This window comes from Bacillus sp. ISL-51 (genome assembly GCF_018613535.1).
In the GTDB taxonomy this organism is placed as follows: Bacteria; Bacillota; Bacilli; order Bacillales; family Bacillaceae; genus Bacillus.
In genome coordinates, this window is record NZ_JAGGQB010000012.1 from 162178 (window position 1) to 182868 (window position 20691).

Consider the following 20691-nt stretch of genomic DNA (forward strand, 5'->3'; position numbering starts at 1 on the left):
TTTACAGGATGCGTCATTATTCTACAACTAAATCGATGTGAAGTCAGAAAAAAATATTTTTGCCGAATCCGCTCGTCTTTTGCGCTTTCCCGGGCAATATTTCAAGAGGAATATTTCCTCTTCAGCCGGACAATCCGCACATGTAGCCTTTCAGCTTCTTTTTCCGATAATTCCTCATCTGCGGCCGCTTGTTTTGCGGCTTGTAATGCTTGCCTGAAGTCTTTTACATGATGCTCAAAATATTTCGCCAGCTCCACCGCTGATTGATATCTGCATATATGAAGATCAGAAGTCATAAGCTTTTTCCAAAGCTGAACGGCGTCTGCCTGACGGTTTTGTTTTTTATAAAGCATTGCTAAGTCAAAAAGGGCTTTGTCTGAATCCTCAAATGCTTCGCCTATAAGCGCTTCAAGCTGCAAAATGGCACGTCCTGTTTCCTTATGGGCGATAAACCACTTCGCCATCGCATATGCTTCCCGGTGTTCTGGCGTCTGATCAGAGGCCGCAAAAATTTTCTTAGACATATGGACGTATAGAGTGATGAGAGAAAGCACATCCTGTTCATTATGTGACAGCACTCCTTGTAATAAGACGGGGTCTTCCGCTTTTAAAAATTGAAAATACAGCATCGGCGCCAAATACCCCGGAGTGTCTTCGTCTCTTATTACGGAAAGCTCCTCTTTTTCTACCGTGCCGAGCGATACACGCTCCATTTTATGTTTCCAGAGACGTCTCGCTCCGTGTAAGAGGTCAAAATGACCGAACTCCGGCAGCTTCGGCAGCCTGTCCCGAAGCAGTGTATGCCTTGTTTTTACCTGCGGCCAGTCAAAGGCTTTGCCGTTATAGGTCACAAGAGACGTAATATCAACCTCGCTTAAAAAGCTTTGGTACAGCGCAGCCTCGTTTCCGGGCTTAGGTAGCAGATGCTGTTTTACGACGACACGGTCATCATATACACGGGCATGCCCGAGCAAAAAGATCATATTTCCTGCTCCGCCTCCAAGACCCGTCGTTTCAGTATCAAAGAAAAACAGCTGGCTTTTTTCATATCCCTCGGCTGATAATGTATGTGTAAGCCCGCCTTCATTCCATAAAGCCATCACTTCATCCAGCTCAGAAAAGCTGTATCTGCCGTGGCGGTGCGTAAGCGGATAAACAACTTCACGGATGAGGCAGTATTCATCCTCAAAGAAAAAAGGCTTCACGCCGAATGACTCCCATTTTTCCGCAAACGGAATATCAGCGACTCGTTCTGAATGAGAAGCTGCTGCCGGCTTTTGTTCTGCTTCCTGTACATTGATGTGCTTTTTCATCCGCTGCAATTTATTTTTTAAGGACATCTCTCATCCTCCTTTTCTGTTACACGTGATTCAAGAGCCGGAGAATTGTTTTTTTCGCATCTGTCCCCTCTATTTCGGTGCCGATGCAGGAAGGGCAGCCGTCTTGACACGGGCATTGCCGAATCAGGCGCTTTGCCCCCTCATTAATTTCATCGAATCGTTTATATACTTCATCAGCCAGCCCGATGCCGCCGGGGTAATGATCGTATAAAAAGATCGTCGGCAGCCCTGTGTGAGCGGCTTTAATTTGCGACACGACATGCACGTCATTGCGGTCGCACATTACATATACAGGCACGATATGCTGAAGTACATGGGCGATGCCTAAAAGCAGCTGCTCCAGCGTTTTTTCGCCGATCTCCGAATCCGTTTCTTTTATTTCAAGCCAGGCCGCACTTGTATGCAGTTCTTCTTCCGGAAGATGAATCGGACCCGAACCTATATTTTCAAATGTGGTCATTTTAATTTTTTTAAATATCGTCGGCAGGGCATTTACGGTCACATCTCCAAAGTGCAAAGCCGTTTTCCTTCTGCTGTCTGTCCTGTCAATTTCCAGTACTTTGAGCTGCACCGCTAAATTTGCATCTGTATAATATTCGACATCTACTTTTCGGACGTATGCTTTTTTATGATCCCAATCAAGCTTTTCAACTTGATATTGCACTCCTTCATGCAAATAAATGGCTTCATCATGCAAAAGCGTCATCGCGCTGAATCGGTCCATTTCTCCGATGATTTTTACATATGCCGTATCAGACTGGTCGACGATGACGACGTTTTCCTGTGACGCCGAGCGAAGACTGATATTTGAGGCAGGAAATGATTCGCTCGCCCAATGATAACGCTCACGGTTTTGATGAAGCACCCCCTCTTCCTCCAAATACTCGAGAATGTCCTGTGCATCATTTGTGCCGAATGTTTCATCCGCACGAAATGGCAGCTCGTAGGCAGCGCACTTTATATGGTCAACCAATATAATGAGATTATCAGGATTTATTCGCGCAGATTCAGGTGACCGCTTAAAGAAATAATCAGGATGGCGCACGATATATTGATCAATCGGTGCGGAATTGGCCACCATGACAATTAACGCTTCCCCGTGGCGGCGGCCCGCTCTGCCCGCCTGCTGCCATGCGCTTGCCACACTGCCCGGATAACCCGTCATAATGCAGACCTGCAGCTGGCCGATGTCTACGCCGAGTTCCAGCGCATTTGTGCTGACAACGCCGAGGATGCCGCCATCTCTTAAACCCCGTTCGATCTCCCTTCTTTCTTTCGGGAGATAGCCGCCCCGATAGCCTCTGATAGACTTTGCGCCTATTTCTTTTTTAACGAGCTCTTGGATGTGGCTTAAAATAATTTCAACTCGGACCCGGCTCCTGGCAAAAACAATCGTCTGTATCTGATTTTCCAAAAATGTTTTTGCCAGCTCGTTTACTTCAACGGTGGCGCTTTTTCGGATATGCAGCGGCTTATTTACAATGGGCGGATTGTAGAAAGCAAAGTGTTTTCTTCCGCTTGGTGCTCCATTATCATCAATCAGCGCAACAGGCTGTCCTGTCAGCTGCTGCGCCAATTCTTTCGGGTTGGCGATCGTGGCGGAAGTGCAAATAAATGACGGCGAGCTTCCGTAAAACGCGCAAATCCTCTTTAAACGGCGGATGACGTTAGCCACGTGGCTGCCGAACACGCCGCGGTACGTGTGCAATTCATCAATGACGATATATTTCAGATTTTCAAAAAGGCTCACCCATTTTGTATGATGGGGAAGAATGGCCGAATGGAGCATGTCGGGATTTGTAATGACAATGTGCCCGGCCTTTCTCACCTTTTGCCTGATAGCCGGAGAAGTATCCCCGTCATATGTAAAGCTTTTGATGTCCATGCCCATTTCATCTATGATTTCATTCAGCTCGCTTTTTTGATCCTGGGCGAGCGCTTTTGTCGGAAATAAGTAAAGAGCCCGGCTTGTCGGATCTTCAGCAATGGACTGGAGAACCGGAAGATTGTAGCACAGCGTTTTGCCGGAGGCTGTGGGAGTGACTGTCACAATGCTTTCTCCGTTTTGAACGGTTTGAAAAGCAGAATACTGATGGGTAAACAGCCGGTCAATTCCCCTCTTTTTGAAAGCCGCTCGGATTCTCGGATCAATCCTGTCAGGCATCGGCATGGTTTTCGCCTCACGGGGCTCCTCTTCATGCCAATGGACAATATTCTCATGTTCTTTTAATTCATGAATCAGTTCGGTCAGTGATTTTTTTTTCATCGTTCACACCTCTTTATGAGGTACAGTTTACCGAATATTTGTTTGCCTGGCTAGATGAAAATGCAGTAAATAAAAAAAGCAGGGCATCAGCCCTGCTTACTTCATTTTTAGTGTAAAAACCTCTGTTTGTCCTTTTTTAGCTTCTTTTGCGCCTGCGGACTGTAAAGATTCTGCGGCATCACCGTTCATAATGACCATCGGGATTACCGTGCTGCTTGCTTTTTCTTTTATTAAGTCTAAATTGCACGTCAAAAGCGGGGCGCCGACTTTTACTTTGTCGCCTTCTTTCACATGGGCTTCAAAGCCTTCGCCGTTCATATTGACTGTATCTAAACCGACATGTATCAAAATCTCCGCCCCGGACAAGGTGCGGATGCCGACAGCGTGTTTTGTATGAAAAAGCTGAATCACTTCCCCTTCAGCCGGCGAAACAATGTCACCGTTTGCCGGTTCTACTGCAATGCCGTCCCCCATCATTTTTTGTGAAAATACAGGATCCGGCACTGAGCCTAAATCCATCACCGTTCCGTCAGCCGGTGAATAAATCGTTTCTTCGGCCGGCTTTTTCCGGCTGTCTCCCAATCCGAATAATTTTTTCAGCAATGTTTTGTGCTCCCTTCCTAAAAGTGAATCCGTTACCAGTTTATTCTCCACTATTTAACCACACTTTCTTTTTTCCTTCAATTCATAACCACATGGCACAAAAGCGCATAGTCTGTTATAAAAGGCGGTGGTTATATGGGAAATTCACATGATGATAAACATCATTTACAAAACAATGAGGATATCATAAGCCATGCGATGGACCATTTTTTTCATTCCGGGCCATTCGGTGAGCTGATCCAAGGGTTTCAGCATCTAGTCAATTCAGCTTTTTCAGATGTTCAGGTCACAATTGACATCAGAGAAGAAGAGTCGGGTCTGGCGGTTGATATCAGTGTCCCGCCGACATTCCGCGACGGAGATATGCTGGTTGAAGTCAAGGGCCAGTATCTTCATGTCACTCTTTGGCAGCAGCAGCAGGCTCATTCATCCCATGTTTCTTCAAGCATGACGAGAACAGTCGTCCTCCCTTATGAAGTGCGCGAAGAGGATATGAACACTTCATGGAATGAACAGACGCTGACCCTCTTTTTCCCCAAAAATAAGCATGAATGATTCGTGTCATTCATGCTTTCATTATTTAAAGAAGCCGGTGAATCCTTTTATCAGAGATCCGAACTGGTTGACAGCGCTCATCATCTGCCCTGTCGTATCCATCATTTTATTAAAGTCGAACTGTCCGTTTGTTTTTTTAAATTGAGAGAGTATGCCTGAGAATTGAGAAGGCTGCTGCTGATTCGGTCTGGGAACGGGATACGGATTAAAAAATCCCGGCTGTCCGCCTGGCATGCCTGCCTGCGGAGGAGAATACGGCTGCATGTGCCCGTACTCCTGATTCGGATAAAATTGAGGCGGAAATTGCCCCTGCTGAATATACGGCGGGTGCTGATATTCCTGAGGCTGCTGATATTCCTGCATCTGCTGAGGATAGTAATATCCCAAGGGCTGCTGCTGATACATATTTTGATATTGCTGCGCTCTCCTTTTCATATGATGCTCCCCCCTAAATCTCTCATCAAGTTTCTTCTTTATATGTATGAATTCTGCCTTGCTTATGTGTCTTTCTAGAGACGCCCGCTTTGTCAAATGTTGTCGAAAGTCTTAATTTTTTAAAAACAGAAAAAAGTCGAATCGCTATGTTACGATAACCTCAACATACATGAGAGGGGATGCACCATTATGAACGTATCATACTTAAGAAAACGTTTTGCAGAAGCAAAAAAATATGAGACAGATTGTGTGAATAAATTGATGGACTTTGCAAAGTTCCTCTATATTCAAGGACACCTGACCGCAACGGAATTTCGAAACAGTATGAAGGTTCTCGAAGCAAGTGGAGCAGAAAACCCGGCATATGAATGACATGCCGGACCCCTGAAAAAAGAAGGCAGCTGATCAGCTGCCTTCTTTTTCAACTTCATCCTTACATATACGAAGTGTATATAAAACAGATTCAGTTAAATCCTTATACCTTTTTTTATGGATATGATGAACATATGATTGGAGCATTAATTCCGAAAAGTTTTCTTTAACGGCCAGAATCTGTTCCTGATGAACGTATTTCGGCCGGCTCGTTTGGATAAACGGCAGCGCCTTTTCAATCCAAAGCGCGCAAAGCTTATCCTTTTTTTCAACATCAGGCTTAATGGTTTCAAAGAAATCATATGAGCGGTCGTACTCTTTTCCGTCTTGGTACCTTCTGTCAGCCTCTATAGCCGCCTCTATCATTTGTTCTGTTAACTTCAATAATGATTGTGTCTGCAAACGGACTCACCTCAATACATATCGTACCAAAGTTTCAACACAAATTCAGCTTATCCGGCATGCCTTAGGTAAAACCGTTTTGCGCTGGTCAGTCAAGAACAGGTCGTCAATACAGATATGAAGCTCCCGCAAATCGTCCTCCAGGGCAGCGAGACGTTCATCCTCTGTTTCCTCAGCTTCTGTTTTATAGAGCGTCATTGATTGTTCAAGCGTCTCTTCAGCACCAGAGAGCCGATCTTCGATATCAGAAAGCAGACGGAGAATATCAGCCTTACTCGTGTAAACGGTCATTCATGTTCCTCCCTTTTGTCACTTACGTATCTCCGAGTATAATTCTCGTTTTTACGCCTCTTTCCTTTGCACCTGACAAAACTAGAAGCAAATCGCCAAACAAACACGTTTTATCCTAAAAGGCGGGACTTTCGACAAAAAAGTGACGCAAACTTTGTATGAAGCAGCACGTTAATGCAAACGATACAGTTGAGGAGGTGCCGTATGAAAACGAGACCGAAAAATGCAGGCAAACAGCAAAAAACCGAATCAAAAGCGACCGATACGTTAGATAAAAAAACAGGCGGCCCAAACCGCCCTTCTACGTAAGGCAGATGCCCAGCCCGAAACCGCCGAAACGGTTTTGGGCTTTTTCATTTTTTGAGCCAATGTTCAACGGCAAAAAGCGCATGCAGCTGACGTTTTTTTTGCAGATACCAGTTTGTAAGCTCCAGCTGCTTCGGCATTTTCTCCTGTAAAAAGGCCCCCTTCTTTAACCTTTTTTGAAACCAATCCTTCTTTCTGCCGTCTAATGAGTGGACAATCAAGGGATAGGTTGTTCTGAGCATTGGTGATGTTCGTTTTTTGATGCCGATTATTTTCTCCATATCAAAACGCGAGCCTGTATGAGGCACGTTATCGAGAAAGCGATAAAAAGAGCCGTAAAGCTCCGGGCAGAATAGCAGCCGGGAAAGCTGTTTTCCGAGCGTAATTCTTTCTTCGGTTTTTGAAAACCGTTTGACGGAAATTCCGTATAAACATCCGTCATATGAAGGAAATATCACCGTGTTAAAGTGAAACCAATCACTTAAATAAAAAGGAATCGTGCCAAAAACATTCTTTTTAAACGAAGGATTTTGTATAATAGGTGTTTGGATAGTGTTTTGTTCATTTATAATAAGAGCATACATGAGCCGTTCCGTATCTCCGTCACGCCAAAAACGGAACCATTCTTCCTGCATAAATGCCGAAACGCGGAAATGAGAAAGATGGCGAAAAAGAGGTTCACCGATTTTTTTCGACCACTGGTATAACAAAAGCTGGGGATAAGCGTCGGAAAAGATAAGCCAATTCGCCCTCTCATAGGACAGAAAAAACCAGTTTTTTTGTTTGCTATCAAGCCCCTGCTGATAAAGACTGCCTCTTAAATCAGTCATCGACCAGCCGGCATTGCGGGAAACAAAAGATGCCAAAAGTGACCATTTGATCTCAGGATGGCGGTCATAATATGATTTATAGGCATTCGTCCGGGAAATATTATCGGCATTTTTCATTTTCGTCTCTTTTTCGATTCGGCGCAGAATGGTTGTTACGGTCTGTTGTGTTTGCACGTTCATTCACTTCCGTCACTATAAGTTTGATAAGGAGGATGGAAAAAGTGATTCGGTATCCGAATGGAAAGACATTTCAGCCGAACAAAACGGTTTCATCCCAAAAAAGCCAGAAACGGACGCCTTCTTACAGTAATCGCGGCATGACCCTCGAAGACGACCTGAATGAAACGAATAAGTATTATCTGGCTAACCAAATTGCTGTCATTCATAAAAAGCCGACACCCGTTCAAATTGTAAATGTCCATTATCCGAAAAGAAGCGCCGCAGTCATTAAGGAAGCCTATTTTAAGCAGTCGTCAACAACTGATTACAACGGGATTTATAAGGGGCGCTACATTGATTTTGAGGCAAAAGAGACAAAAAACAAAACGGCATTTCCCCTGCAGAATTTTCATGACCATCAGATTGAGCATATGAAGCAGGTGACTGCTCAAGGCGGCATTTGTTTTGTTATTATATCCGCTTTCGAAAAAGTTTATTTCCTCGAGGCTGATAAGCTGTTTATCTTTTGGGAGAGAAAGGAGAAAAACGGCAGGAAATCGATTCGCAAAGACGAATTAGAAGATGCTTCCTTGCCGATTTCCCTTGGATACTCACCGAGAATTGATTATATTAGTATTATTGAACAGCTTTATTTTTCGCAGGAGACAGTAGACTGAGCGAAAGGTTGATTAACGAAAGGTTGAGATGTTATGTCAGATCAATTTATGAGTCGTGAAGAACGCCGAAAGGCAAAGCAGACGAAAAACAGCAAGCCGGCTTCTTCACCGAAAAAAGGCAAGAAACAGCGTAAAGGCGGTTTATTTAAAAAAATTGTACTGTCTTTGGTTATTCTGTTTGTCCTTGGCATAGTCGGCGGAGCGGCGGCATTCGCCGTTTTAGTTTCCGGCGCACCGTCATTGGATGAAGCTAAGCTGAAAACGCCTTACTCTTCAACGATTTATGATAAAAACGGCAAAGAAATCGCGGAAGTGGGCGCCGAGAAGCGAACCTACGTCCCGATTAAAGATATTCCCGATGTTGTAAAAGAAGCGTTTATCGCGACAGAGGACGCCCGTTTTTATAAGCACCACGGGATTGACCCGATCCGGATCGGCGGCGCCTTGGTCGCCAACTTTACGGACGGTTTCGGATCAGAGGGAGGAAGCACAATCACCCAGCAGGTTGTGAAAAACTCGCTTCTGACTCACCAGAAAACGATTAAACGGAAAGCTCAGGAAGTATGGCTTTCATTGCAGCTGGAGCGCCATTATTCTAAAGATGAAATTTTAGAAATGTATTTAAACAGAATTTATTTCTCACCGCGCGCCTACGGCGTCGGTAAAGCCGCTGAAGAATTTTTCGGCGTAAAAGACCTCAGCAAGCTCACGGTTGAACAGGCAGCGACCCTTGCCGGTATGCCGCAGAGCCCGACCGGATACAACCCTGTTAAAAATCCGAATTCCTCTGAAAAGAGACGGAACATCGTTCTCAGCCTAATGGAAAAACAAGGTTTTATCTCGAGTGCTGAATACCAAAAAGCGAAAAAAGTGTCCATGAAAGATGAAGGCGTCGTCAGCCAAAAGCAATATGAGAAAAAGGATACAAATAAATACAGCGCTTTTGTTGAAGAAGTTATGAGTGAAATCGAAACGAAAGAAAAGAAAGATGTCGATATTTCCACTGACGGATTAAAAATCTATACGACCCTTGATACGAAAGCGCAAGATTATCTTGATGAATTAATGGACGGCGACAGTGTCGGCTTTACCCAAGGCATGCAGGGCGGCGTTACCCTCCTTGACACGACAAACGGCGAAATCCGCGCCATCGGATCGGGACGAAACAGCACAGTCGGCGGGTATAACTATGCCACACAAGCCAAACGCCAGCCGGGTTCAACGATTAAACCGATTCTTGATTACGGACCGGTTATTGAAAATAAAAAATGGTCAACGTATGAGCAGATTGATGACTCTGCTTACTCTTATACAAACGGAACAGCGATTCACGACTGGGATCGTAAATACCTTGGCCCAATTTCTATGCGTTATGCACTGGCACAGTCAAGAAATATACCGGCTCTGAAAGCATACCAAGCAGCTGGAAAAGATAATGCTGTCGACTTCGCTAATGGATTAGGCTTAGGGCTGAACAAAGACAGTGTAACTGAATCATATTCAATCGGCGGTTTTGGGGACGATAATCCGGGCGTTTCCACTCTGACCATGGCAGGCGCTTACAGCGCGTTCGGCAATAACGGAACATACAATGAACCGCATGCGGTCACATCGATTGAATTTAATGACGGCACGAAGCTTGATTTAACGCCTAAATCGAAAAGTGCAATGAGCGACTACACGGCGTTTATGATTACAGATATGCTGAAATCTGCAGTGCAAACAGGAACAGGCAGCCTAGCACAAGTGCCGAACGTCGAAGTAGCCGGAAAAACGGGTACAACTAACTTTCCAGACAGTTATATGAGAGAGCACAATATTGCAAGCGGAGGTGTGCCGGATTCTTGGTTTGTCGGCTATACACCGCAATATACAGCGGCCGTCTGGACCGGTGTTGAAAGCAAAAATAAGGCAGGAAAACTATCCTTATCAAAAGCAGACCAGCAAGTAGCCAAACGCCTCTTCCAAAAGCTGATCTCATATGTTGACGATGGCAAAGGAAGCTTTGAACAGCCTGACAGCGTCGTAAAAGAAACGATTGAAAAAGGCTCAAACCCTGCCGCTTTAGCCGGACCGAATACGCCGGATGACAAAAAGGTAACGGAGTACTTCGTGAAAGGAACGCAGCCTACTGCTGTTTCTAAAACGTACACGAAAGAAAAAGCCGATAAACCGACAGGCCTGCAAGTAAAGTACGATAAAGACAAAAAATCATTGACCTTAAGCTGGGACTACGATGGTGATGCTTCCTTTAATGTCAAACAATCCGTTGACGGCGGAAGCTACAGTGACACTCAAAACAGCTCTGCAAAAGAAGCTGTCGTCTCTGACGTCACGCCAGGCTCCACATACAGCTTCCAAGTGACAGCGGAAAATGATGACGGAAAAAGCGATACGGTATCTACGTCCTTCAAAGTCCCGAAAGATGAAGAGGACGATGCAGACAAAGATAAAAAAACGGACGAAGAAAATCCTGATGATAATCAGGATAAAGACAAGACCCAAACCGATGATTCACAAACAGATAACAATCAGACAGATCCTTCAAACGGATCGGATGATTCGTCAACTGATGATCCAACTAAAAACCCTGATCAGCCCAATCAGGATCAAACGGATAACGGTGATAAGAATCAGCCGGGCAACGGTAAGGATAAAAACGGCCAGAATGATAACAGCTCTGATAATAGTTCCGACTCCGGAACAGACGGTTCCAATTCAGACGACAAACAAACGGACAAAAACCAAGACTCATCATCAAATATCAACGGGCAGTCAAATTCGTCAACCATCCAATCAAACTCCGCTAATTAGCGGCCGAAAGCCTTCACCTCAAATAGGTGAAGGCTTTTTTGTACAATAAAAAACCTCCTTACGTAAAAATAAGGAGGTTTCTATTTTTTATTCATGGCTTCATATTTATGAAATTGTTTTTTCATTTCCGTCATCAGCTCATCCAGCTGTATAAACGAGTGGAATTGTGTCGGTTTCGTTAAAATAAACGCTATTCGCTCCGCCCAATTGATCGGCTCCGCCGGAAAATGTCTTGTTTTAAGAACAGACCAATCAAGTGACAGCACCCGCTCCCCTGCCGTCCAATGAAAAGCGGCAATCAGGCAGACAATCCCTTTCAGGATGTCATTTTGATCGCATCTCGATTTGCGTGTTTGAAATACGGGCAGCAGCGTTTCTTTCGTTTCATCCCATATCTGAAAAAGAAAAGGAACATATTCACTTTTTTCTTTCCATGGCTCTATCTCATGCGGATATTCACTAAAATCCACATACAAGGGATTATGGCGCAGCGCGGATTTTATGCTTTCGCTTTCCATGTCAGTAAGACCGCGCAAATATGCTTCATAACCTGACAATGTTTCTTTTTCCGTCACCGTTTCACCAGCCCTTTTTTATCTCGTTTTTGGCCTTCTCTGCATAACGAAAGCAAAGGACATTCCGCACAGCGGGGCGATTGAGCTTTACAGTGATAGCGCCCGAAAAATATCAATCTGTGGTGCGTGACGGACCAATCTTCTTTCGGCACTTTTTTCATTAATGTTTTCTCAACTTCCAAAACCGAGTCCTTCCAGCGGCAGATGCCGAGCCGTTTGCTGACTCGCTCAACATGAGTATCTACTGCGATCGCGGGAATGCCGAACGCAACCGATACGACCACATTTGCTGTTTTTCGGCCTACCCCAGGCAGCTTCACAAGCTCATCTCTGTCTTTCGGCACTTCTCCGCCGTAATCTTCAATGATCATCTTACTGAGCTTTTGAATATTTTTGGCTTTATTTCGGTACAAACCGATGGATCTGATATCCTGCTGGAGTTCTTCCAGCGGCACGGCAAGATAGTCTTCAGGCCGTTTATATTTTTCAAATAACGTTTTTGTCACTCTGTTGACGAGGGCGTCCGTACATTGTGCAGATAAAGCGACTGCCACGACCAATTCGAAAGGATTTGAATGGACAAGTTCACATTCTGCGTGCGGAAACATGTCGCCGATTTTTTCAAGACAATATTCGATCTGCTTTAAATTTAACACGTTTCTCCCCTTCTCACTTTACTGTTCCAGCCAATTGTAAAAAGGAACCTGCCTCGTGTACTCTTTTTGCGGTTCGTTTTGTTTCGTTTGGACACGTCTGAATTTCTGGCTGTGCACCTTCGCCTGCTCTACCGTTTGTAAGCCGTTCTTTTTCCATTCAAACAAAATTCGGTCGATATACCGGAAACTGAGTTTTCCTGATAAGACAGCTTCTTTTAACGCGTGCTTAATCATCGGTGCTTCGTGCTGGTCTTGATCCTGCCATATGGCCAATGTCTCGCATTCAAGCGGAGACAGCGGTCTTCCGAACTCTTCCTCAAAAATGGTATACAGGCTCTTTTGTTCCCCTTCTGATTGTCTTTCCTGTGTTTGGTTTTGTGAATGCTGAATATGATCATACAGCTTTGCCCATAACGGCTGCAAAGAGTATTTTTCAAATTTTATTCCATTATGGTCTTCACATTCTTCTAAGAATAGAAAGCCTTTTTGGATAAACATTCTCAACCTGCTTGTACATTCTTCAACAGAAATTGACATGCCGGACTGAAGTTCAAACGGCGTCGGAAAATAAGAGCCTTTTTCCAAATGCATTTTAATCTTCAGAAGCAGAATCAATTCGGTTTCATTTAAACCGAGCTGCCGGTAATTTGTCAGAAGCAGATTGGGAATGCTTGAGGCACCGAGCTCTTGCATATCTATAAATTGCTGTTTTTTCATCATTACACCTCTTACCTGTAAAGGTTATCGCGCGGGCTTTCCCCTTTACTATGAAAAAGTCTCCCTTTACAGGAGACTCTTTTTTTCTATCTATTACGGATACAGACGGTTCAAAAGTCTTGGGAACGGAATCGTTTCACGCACGTGAGGCGCTCCGCTGATCCACGCAACTGTGCGCTCGAGTCCGAGACCGAAGCCGGAATGCGGCACAGAACCGTATTGTCTGAGTTCAGCATACCATTTGTAAGCGTCTGAATCCAGACCGTGCTTTTTTAATCTTGCTTCCAAAAGTTCCATATCATGAACCCGTTCAGAGCCGCCGATGATTTCTCCGTAACCTTCCGGAGCGATTAAGTCCGCGCATAATACGACATCGTCACGGTCTTCTGCCGGCTGCATATAAAACGGTTTTAATGATGTTGGGTAATGAGTGATAAACACCGGCTTGTCATAGCTTTCTGCGATCGCAGTTTCATGCGGCGCGCCGAAGTCATCTCCCCATTCAATATCGTCAAACCCTTTTTCTTTCAGAAATTCAATTGCCTCATCATACGTAATACGAGGAAAAGGCGCTTTGATTTGTTCAAGCTTGGAAGTGTCTCTTCCTAATGTGTTCAGCTCGATTGCGCAATTTTTCAATACGCTTTGTACGATGTAAGACACATAATTTTCCTGAACCTCAAGGTTTTCTTTAAATTCAACAAACGCCATTTCCGGCTCGATCATCCAGAATTCAATCAGATGGCGCTTCGTTTTTGATTTTTCCGCTCTGAACGTCGGACCGAATGAGAACACTTTTCCAAGCGCCATAGCAGCAGCTTCCATATACAGCTGGCCGCTTTGAGACAAAAATGCGTCCTCGTCGAAATATTTCGTTGCGAACAGCTCTGTCGTTCCTTCAGGGGCGCTTCCCGTTAAAATAGGCGGGTCGACTTTAACGAAGCCTTCTTTATTGAAAAATTCATAAGTCGCGCGAATGATTTCGTTACGGATTTTCATAATCGCATGCTGGCGTTTAGAACGAAGCCATAAATGTCTGTGGTCCATTAAAAACTCCGTGCCGTGCTCTTTCGGCGTAATCGGATAATCAGTCGCTTCATGAATCACTTCAATTGAAGTCACCGCAAGTTCATAGCCCAGCGGTGAACGCTCGTCCTCTTTTACAATTCCTTTTACGTAAAGTGACGTTTCCTGCGTCACTGATTTTGCCGTTTGGAAGATGTTTTCTTCAACTTCAGCTTTGACGACGACTCCCTGAATGAAGCCTGTACCGTCTCTCAGCTGTAAAAAAGCGATCTTACCGCTTGAGCGTTTATTTGCGACCCAAGCTCCAATCGTTACTTCCTGGCCTACGTGTTTATACACTTGGTTTATCGTTGTTTTCAAACTCTTTCCCTCCAGAACAAGAAAGACATTCAGACATCCTGAATCTCTTTTTTCATCACCTTATTATACCCGTTCTTCTCTAACGGGGTCAATGCAGATGAAAAAGCGGCTTAAGGAAGCCGCTTTTTTGATCAGCTATGTTTTTCTGTAAAACGGCGGATTCTTTCGACCGCTTTTTCTAAAAGATCCAGTGACGTTGCGTAAGATAAGCGGACGTTATCCGGTGAGCCGAAGCCGGAACCCGGAACGATGGCGACTTTTTCTTCTTCCAGAAGCGCCTTCACATATTCGTCAACATCCTTGAAGCCGCAGTTTTGGGCTGCCGCTTTGGCGTTAGGGAACAAATAAAATGCACCTTCCGGCTTGACACAGGTAAACCCGGGAATTTCGCTAAGCTTTGCGTAAATCGTATTTAATCTGTGCTCAAATGCCTGCCTCATTTCTTCCAGCGGCTCAGCCGGACCATTATATGCCGCAATAGCGCCGTATTGGGCGATGGAAGTCGGATTAGACGTGCTGTGGCTCGCAAGGCTGGTCATGGCTTTAATAACCGTTTCCGCTCCGGCAGCATATCCGATTCTCCAGCCTGTCATGCTGTGGGATTTAGACACGCCGTTAATGACAATCGTTTGTTCTTTCAGTTCATTTGAAAGCTGCGCGATTGAAACGTGTTTCTTTCCTCCGTATGTAAGCTTTTCATAAATCTCGTCAGAAACGATCAGAATGTCATGCTCCAAGCAAACTTTGCCAAGCTCCTCGAGCTCCTCTTTTGTGTACATGACACCGGTCGGGTTGCTCGGCGAGTTGATAATTATTGCTTTCGTTTTATCCGTGACGGCCTGCTTCAGCTGCTCCGGTGAAATTTTGAACTGGTTGGATTCCAAACCTTCAACATACACCGGACGGCCGCCTGCCAGTTTCACCTGCTCAGGATAGCTGACCCAGTATGGCGTCGGGATGATGACTTCATCTTCCTCATCAAGAATCACCTGAAACAGTGTATAAAGTGCATGTTTCGCGCCTGTGCAGACGATGATCTCAGACGGTTTGTATTCAATCCCCTGATCTTTTTTGAATTTTTCTGCGATGCTGTCTTTCAGCGCCGCCAAACCGCCGGAAGGCGTATACTTCGTATGGCCTTCATTCATTGAACGCACTGCCGCATCTATAATATGCTGAGGCGTGTTAAAATCCGGTTCTCCTGCCCCGAGACCGATGACATCATGGCCTTCTGCTTTCAGTTCTTTCGCTTTAGCGGTAATTGCCAATGTTGCAGACGGTGTTAATGCGGATACTCTTTTTGCCAATTTCAACTTAAACTCCCCCTAATACGTCTTACGGTGTGATATTTTTGAGAATCTTGCCGCTTGTAAAGTCCACATAGCTAAAACTATACTGCCCGTTTTTGTTTAAGTAGGTCACTTCCCACAGCGGGACGTTATTTTCTCTCGCCGGGTGAACGTCTTTCAGTTTGGAAACCAGTCCGGCGTCCTGAACGATTTTTGCCGCTTTGTCACTGGAAATGCCGTCACTGGCTTTTTTCGCGAGAATCTTTGCTTTTTTGTCGGCAGGAACCCATACATACATTTTCGCATCATGTTTGTCTGTTCCGGCAACGACATAATACTTTTGTTTGCCGACAAAGGTTTCGACTTTATCAGCGTTTGTCAAATCCGTTTTTTCTTTGGCGGCTGCGGCAGCTGTTTCGTGGCCTTCTTCTTTTTGAGCCATTGCTGATTTAAAAATACCGGCAGAAAATAAAAGAACTGCTAAAAAAATAATACCAAATACAGCTGTAAAGATTAATGCTTTTTTTTTCATGTTTTTCACCTACGTGCGATAAATGGTGAAGACCGCTTCATTTTGGTTTTCTTCATCCAATGCAAGTCCGAACATCAGGTTATCTCTTTTCAAGGTCCGGTTCAGTGTATCGACGATCTTATACAAATCATCTGAATGCTCTACATTAATTGTAGAAAGAATCTCAATTTTACTTTCCATTTTTATACCCTCCATCGGTCGAACAAATTTTGTTAGTCATAGCGGGTGTACACACGCGGCATAATAAAGTCACAAGGCGGCGCGAACCCGCTTTTACTATAAAAACAATTCCTCATCCCACACCATGAAAAGCCGCTTTTTGCGGCTTTTTATTCCGTTTGCCCGACGTAAGCTTCAAGCTCGTCATCCGTAAGTTCAAGCAGGGACGCAGTGGGCAGCGCTTCGAGAAATAAACGCCCGTATCCCGCCGTCTTTACCCGTTTATCCAAAAGAACGATCGTTCCCTTGTCTCCTGCTGTGCGGAGCAGCCGCCCGATGCCCTGTCTGAACGTTAAAACGGCCTCAGGCAATGAAACGGTTTGAAACGGATTTTTCCCCTTTCGCTTTGCAAACTCACATTTTGCTGCATGAAGCGGATTGTCAGGCGGCCGGAAAGGAAGCCTTGCAATCATCACGGTTGACAATTCATCCCCCGGAAAATCAACGCCTTCCCAGAAATGATTTGTGCCGAGTAAAATCGCTCGGCTGCCTGCTTTAAAGGTTTTCATTAGTTTTCCCGGGCTGCCGCCCGTGATGCCTTGGGCAAGCAGCTGGATACCGGAAATATCCATGCTGAGCTTCAGTTCCTGATACACTTTTTTCAGCATATCATGGGACGTAAACAAGACGAGGATTTTCGGCTGTTTTTCCTTTGACATGATCTCTACATACCGGGCAATATGATGAATGACATCCTGCTCTCCGTCATATTTTACAGACTTCATGTCTTTTGGAATGATGACCTTCATTTGATCGTCATACGAAAAAGGAGATGGAATGCTTTTGGTGCGCGGATAAAAATCCGAAAGCCCGAGCCTCTCTATCATAAATTGAAAAGACTGCTCCACCATAAGGGTCGCCGATGTAAGCACGACGCTTTTTTTGCGGGCGAAAAATTGATCGGCGAGCATTTCTCCCGGTTCCAGGGGCTGAGCATATATGCTGACAGCGTTTTTAGCGCCTTTTGCATCAATTTCAATCCATATGGCTTCTTTTTCATCAGACTCAAACAGCAGACGGCTGAACGTATCGCGATACTCTTTTAGGCCTTTCATGCATTTTACATATTCAGCCGCTAAAAAAGCCGCTCCGCTTTTCATCTGGTCCAGCTTTGTATGTAACAGTTTTTCATGTATTGAAAAAACATCCAGGAGATGATCAAGCATAGCGCAAAGCCGCTCCGCTCCGTCGGTTAACATCAACAGGCCCTTATCCTGACTTTTATGGTTCAGACTATAAACGAGACGGTTCAGATCGTCTTTAGGTTTTCTTCGTTTGACAAAAGAATGCACTGAACTGAAAAAAGCATCGCTTTCTGACTGAATATGCTTCATCCACTCATCTGCGTCAAAGAAACTCTCAGAAGGCAATTGATACGTATGAAACAGCTTTCTCATCCGCTTTAACAGCCCGTGTTCTTTTAACGTACCGATTCTGCTGAGCTTTGTGTGCAGCCCTATGTATGAAGCTCTTCGCCCTAAGTGCTCGCTTGCGGCACGCTCAAAATGGTGTGCTTCATCAATAATCATCGTCCCGCTGTCCGGCAGCCTTTTTGAATTGCTGCCTTCATCGGTTAAAAGCAGGGCATGGTTTGTAATGATGAGATCTGATACTTGCGCTTTTTGTTTAGCGCGCTCATAAAACCCCGTGACTGAATTGTCTCCTTTTTTCAAAAAAGAATCTTCGTTATAGGCCATACGTTCCCACAGCAACCGGCCGCCTGAAGGCAAATTCAATTCAGCGGCATCGCCTGTTTCTGTCTCCGTCAGCCAGACCAGAAGCTGAGCTTTTGTCAAAACCGCATCGTAATTATCATCTTCCTCATGCAGTATATGTTCAAACTTGCGCAAGCAAAGATAATGAGACTGCCCTTTTAAAATAGCCGCTTTGACCGGCCAAGGAAACATACGCTCCAATAACGGGAGGTCTTTAGACATGATCTGCTGCTGCAAAAGCGTGGAATACGTGCTGATGATGACAGGGGTCTGTTCTGACTTTGCAAATAAAACTGCCGGAACGAGATAACCAATCGTTTTTCCGATGCCCGGTGCAGCCTCAATCAGCGCATGCTCACGATTGGAGAACGCATCGAGCACTTCGTTCATCATGGCTAGCTGTCCCTTCCGCTTTTCATAACGGGGCACAAATTCAGATAAGAGCTCTTCCGTTTTTTGAGTCCACATCTTAAGATCGACAGAAGAAGCCATCTGTGCCGGCTCCGGCGGGGGTTCAGGCTGTTTAATTGAAAATGAGGCGTACGGCACGAATCCCTCATTGGCTGATGGCTTGTTTTCGTTAATAAATGAATCCAATAACAGCGTCAAATCACTGATAAAATGCTGTGAGAGCCTTCTAAGCTGTTTTAACGTCGGCAAAGGAAGGTGTCTCAGTTTATGTAAGATTTCTAAAAAAATCAGCCCGGTCACTTCCGCGTCACTGTCAGCGCGATGGGGCCTGTCATGAACGATATGCAGCTCCTCGCATAGTTCACTCAGCTTATACCCTTCAAACTCAGGGAAGACAACACGTGAGAGTTCAACGGTATCAAGCACGTCACAATCGGTCAGCTGATAGCCCGCCTCGTTTAACTCATGCCTGACAAAGCCGAGATCGAAATGAATGTTATGCGCCACAAAGTACGCACCGTCAAGCAGCTGAAAAATGTCCTCTGCTGCCGCTTCAAACGGCAATTCGTTTTCTACCATGCCGGTTGAGATCCCTGTCAGCTGCTCAATAAACGGCGGAATCGCCTGGTTCGGATTGATATATTTTGAAAACCGCTCAGTAATTTGTCCATTTTCAATGACAACCGCTGCGATTTGAATGATTTTATCGCCCTTTTTCGGCGAATTCCCTGTTGTTTCGACATCTATGACAACGAACCGTTGCTTGTTCATTAAAATGGACACCTCTATTCTTGCATACGACAAAAGTGTAACACGTTTTGTACAGAAATGGAGCGAAAAAACAGGTTTTGCCCGCAAATCTTAAAAGAAAACCCCCATGATGGGGGGATCTTTTACAAAATCGTGTGCGCCGGCTCTTGGCCAAGCATCTGCTCAATTTTGTTCTGATCGTTCAGGACGGCAACCTTTGGCTGGTGGCTTTTCGCTTCTTGATCAGACATCATTTGATAAGAAATAATAATGACTTTGTCGCCCTCTTGAACGAGTCGCGCGGCTGCTCCGTTCAAACAGATCACGCCGCTTCCCCGTTTTCCGGGAATAATGTAAGTTTCAAGTCTTGCTCCGTTATTATTATTCACAATTTGAACTTTTTCATTAACGAGCATTCCGACAGCATCTAAAAGATCCTCATCAATTGTGATGCTGCCGACATAATTCAAGTTTGCTTCCGTGACAGTAGCGCGGTGCAGTTTACCGGTCATCATAGTGCGGTACATATTATGATCTCTCCCATTCGTCAATATCAATAATGATATTATCAATCAGCCGCGCCTTAGAAAATTGAACGGCGCAAGCGAGAATGATTTTGCCGTCTAACGTATCAATCGGTGTCAGCTCTGGATAAGCGTATAATTCAACATAGTCGATGACGCCGCTTGTATTTTCGATCATGCCGGTTACGGCTTTTACGATTTCTTCGGGATTTCTTTCGCCGTCTCTGATCAGCTCGGCTCCTTTTTGCAGCGCTTTGTAGATTATCGGCGCTTCTTTTCTTTCTTCGGCTGACAGGTTTACGTTCCGTGAACTTTTGGCAAGCCCGTCCTCTTCTCTGACGGTATCCACAGCAACCAATTCGATATCCATAAAGAAATCTTCAATCAATCCGTCCACAACTGCGGCCTGCTGCGCATCTTTCAAGCCGAAATAAGCGCGGTTCGGTTTCACGAGATTGAAAAACTTCGTCAGAACGGTGGCGACTCCGTCAAAATGGCCTGCGCGGGACCGGCCGCATAATACGTCAGTCCGTCTTTTGACGTGTACGGCTACATTTTGCTCGCCTTTATACATGTCTTGCGCAGACGGCGTAAAAAGGAGGTCAGCTCCCGCCTGTTCCGCCAGCTTGGCATCGCGGTTCAAATCGCGCGGATATGCCTCATAATCCTCGCCGGGACCGAATTGTGCCGGGTTGACAAAAATGCTCATCACGACGACATCATTTTCCCGCCTCGCTTTTTCAACAAGCGTCAAATGCCCTTCATGCAGAAAACCCATGGTCGGCACAAACCCGATGCTTCGGCCCTCTGACCGGTATTGAGATGTCAGTTCTTTCAGCTGTGAAATTTCTGTTATTTGTTTCATTG

Annotated in this window: 22 protein-coding genes; 5 read left to right on the plus strand and 17 right to left on the minus strand. The window is 45.1% G+C overall.

Features of this window, described 5'->3' with window-relative positions; translation table 11 throughout:
• Nucleotides 1-101: 101 nt before the first annotated feature.
• The 3 genes from J7E26_RS15825 to J7E26_RS15835 form a co-directional block, all read right to left on the minus strand.
• Entirely contained in the window at nt 102-1340 is a 1239-nt protein-coding gene (locus J7E26_RS15825; RefSeq protein ID WP_214814153.1) for a ribonuclease H-like domain-containing protein, read from the minus strand.
• 19 nt (nt 1341-1359) lie between these two features.
• Complete coding sequence (locus tag J7E26_RS15830) at nt 1360-3606, minus strand: DEAD/DEAH box helicase (protein WP_214814157.1); 2247 nt, start codon at nt 3604-3606, stop codon at nt 1360-1362.
• 96 nt (nt 3607-3702) lie between these two features.
• On the minus strand, nt 3703-4209 hold the full coding sequence (locus J7E26_RS15835; protein WP_214814160.1) for a PTS sugar transporter subunit IIA: 507 nt from the start codon (nt 4207-4209) through the stop codon (nt 3703-3705).
• 135 nt (nt 4210-4344) lie between these two features.
• Between J7E26_RS15835 and J7E26_RS15840 the strand changes: the two genes are divergently transcribed.
• Nucleotides 4345-4764: an Hsp20/alpha crystallin family protein gene (locus J7E26_RS15840; protein ID WP_214814163.1), complete on the plus strand. Its 420-nt coding sequence runs from the start codon at nt 4345-4347 to the stop codon at nt 4762-4764.
• Between the two features lie 21 nt (nt 4765-4785).
• Here J7E26_RS15840 and J7E26_RS15845 read toward each other — a convergent pair whose 3' ends face one another.
• Nucleotides 4786-5199 carry a YppG family protein gene (locus J7E26_RS15845; protein WP_214814166.1) on the minus strand — a complete coding sequence of 138 codons (414 nt, stop codon included), beginning with the start codon at nt 5197-5199 and terminating at the stop codon, nt 4786-4788.
• Between the two features lie 189 nt (nt 5200-5388).
• Between J7E26_RS15845 and J7E26_RS15850 the strand changes: the two genes are divergently transcribed.
• Complete coding sequence (locus J7E26_RS15850; protein WP_214814169.1) at nt 5389-5571, plus strand: YppF family protein; 183 nt, start codon at nt 5389-5391, stop codon at nt 5569-5571.
• Between the two features lie 33 nt (nt 5572-5604).
• Here the strand turns inward: J7E26_RS15850 and J7E26_RS15855 are convergent, their stop codons facing one another.
• Nucleotides 5605-5973, minus strand: a complete 369-nt coding sequence (locus tag J7E26_RS15855) for a YppE family protein (protein ID WP_214814172.1) — start codon at nt 5971-5973, stop codon at nt 5605-5607.
• A 45-nt stretch (nt 5974-6018) separates the two neighbouring features.
• Complete coding sequence (locus J7E26_RS15860) at nt 6019-6264, minus strand: DUF5446 family protein (protein WP_214814176.1); 246 nt, start codon at nt 6262-6264, stop codon at nt 6019-6021.
• A gap of 204 nt (nt 6265-6468) precedes the next feature.
• On the opposite strand from J7E26_RS15860, the gene sspM reads away from it, so the two are divergent.
• Nucleotides 6469-6573 carry an acid-soluble spore protein SspM gene (gene sspM, locus J7E26_RS15865; protein ID WP_214814179.1) on the plus strand — a complete coding sequence of 35 codons (105 nt, stop codon included), beginning with the start codon at nt 6469-6471 and terminating at the stop codon, nt 6571-6573.
• Nucleotides 6574-6617: 44 nt separating this feature from the next.
• On the opposite strand, the gene J7E26_RS15870 is transcribed toward sspM, so the two are convergent.
• The gene (locus J7E26_RS15870) at nt 6618-7580 is read right to left on the minus strand and encodes a DUF2515 domain-containing protein (protein ID WP_214814182.1); all 963 of its coding nucleotides are present in this window, start codon (nt 7578-7580) and stop codon (nt 6618-6620) included.
• A gap of 41 nt (nt 7581-7621) precedes the next feature.
• Here J7E26_RS15870 and recU point away from each other — a divergent pair, with 41 nt between their 5' ends.
• Together recU and J7E26_RS15880 are read left to right on the plus strand one after the other, a co-directional pair.
• Nucleotides 7622-8236 (plus strand): Holliday junction resolvase RecU, encoded by a 615-nt coding sequence (recU, locus tag J7E26_RS15875; RefSeq protein WP_214814184.1) that lies wholly within the window; start codon nt 7622-7624, stop codon nt 8234-8236.
• 33 nt (nt 8237-8269) lie between these two features.
• Complete coding sequence (locus J7E26_RS15880; protein WP_214814187.1) at nt 8270-11050, plus strand: PBP1A family penicillin-binding protein; 2781 nt, start codon at nt 8270-8272, stop codon at nt 11048-11050.
• Between the two features lie 80 nt (nt 11051-11130).
• On the opposite strand, the gene J7E26_RS15885 is transcribed toward J7E26_RS15880, so the two are convergent.
• The 10 genes from J7E26_RS15885 to panC form a co-directional block, all read right to left on the minus strand.
• Nucleotides 11131-11568: a YpoC family protein gene (locus J7E26_RS15885; protein ID WP_251039272.1), complete on the minus strand. Its 438-nt coding sequence runs from the start codon at nt 11566-11568 to the stop codon at nt 11131-11133.
• A 53-nt stretch (nt 11569-11621) separates the two neighbouring features.
• Complete coding sequence (gene nth / locus J7E26_RS15890) at nt 11622-12281, minus strand: endonuclease III (RefSeq protein ID WP_214814191.1); 660 nt, start codon at nt 12279-12281, stop codon at nt 11622-11624.
• An 18-nt stretch (nt 12282-12299) separates the two neighbouring features.
• Nucleotides 12300-12998: a DNA replication protein DnaD gene (dnaD, locus tag J7E26_RS15895; RefSeq protein WP_214814193.1), complete on the minus strand. Its 699-nt coding sequence runs from the start codon at nt 12996-12998 to the stop codon at nt 12300-12302.
• A gap of 93 nt (nt 12999-13091) precedes the next feature.
• On the minus strand, nt 13092-14384 hold the full coding sequence (asnS, locus tag J7E26_RS15900; protein WP_214814195.1) for an asparagine--tRNA ligase: 1293 nt from the start codon (nt 14382-14384) through the stop codon (nt 13092-13094).
• Between the two features lie 131 nt (nt 14385-14515).
• Complete coding sequence (locus tag J7E26_RS15905) at nt 14516-15697, minus strand: pyridoxal phosphate-dependent aminotransferase (RefSeq protein WP_214814198.1); 1182 nt, start codon at nt 15695-15697, stop codon at nt 14516-14518.
• A 22-nt stretch (nt 15698-15719) separates the two neighbouring features.
• Nucleotides 15720-16205, minus strand: a complete 486-nt coding sequence (gene tseB, locus J7E26_RS15910) for a cell wall elongation/penicillin-binding protein regulator TseB (protein WP_214814199.1) — start codon at nt 16203-16205, stop codon at nt 15720-15722.
• A 9-nt stretch (nt 16206-16214) separates the two neighbouring features.
• Nucleotides 16215-16385, minus strand: coding sequence for a YpmA family protein (locus J7E26_RS15915; protein ID WP_003153512.1), 171 nt, complete (start codon nt 16383-16385; stop codon nt 16215-16217).
• A 149-nt stretch (nt 16386-16534) separates the two neighbouring features.
• A complete protein-coding gene (dinG, locus tag J7E26_RS15920; RefSeq protein WP_214814213.1) occupies nt 16535-19321 on the minus strand; it encodes an ATP-dependent DNA helicase DinG in 2787 nt (928 codons plus the stop codon).
• A 122-nt stretch (nt 19322-19443) separates the two neighbouring features.
• Complete coding sequence (gene panD, locus J7E26_RS15925) at nt 19444-19827, minus strand: aspartate 1-decarboxylase (protein ID WP_214814215.1); 384 nt, start codon at nt 19825-19827, stop codon at nt 19444-19446.
• Nucleotide 19828: 1 nt separating this feature from the next.
• Nucleotides 19829-20689, minus strand: coding sequence for a pantoate--beta-alanine ligase (gene panC, locus J7E26_RS15930; protein ID WP_214814218.1), 861 nt, complete (start codon nt 20687-20689; stop codon nt 19829-19831).
• Nucleotides 20690-20691 lie beyond the last annotated feature (2 nt).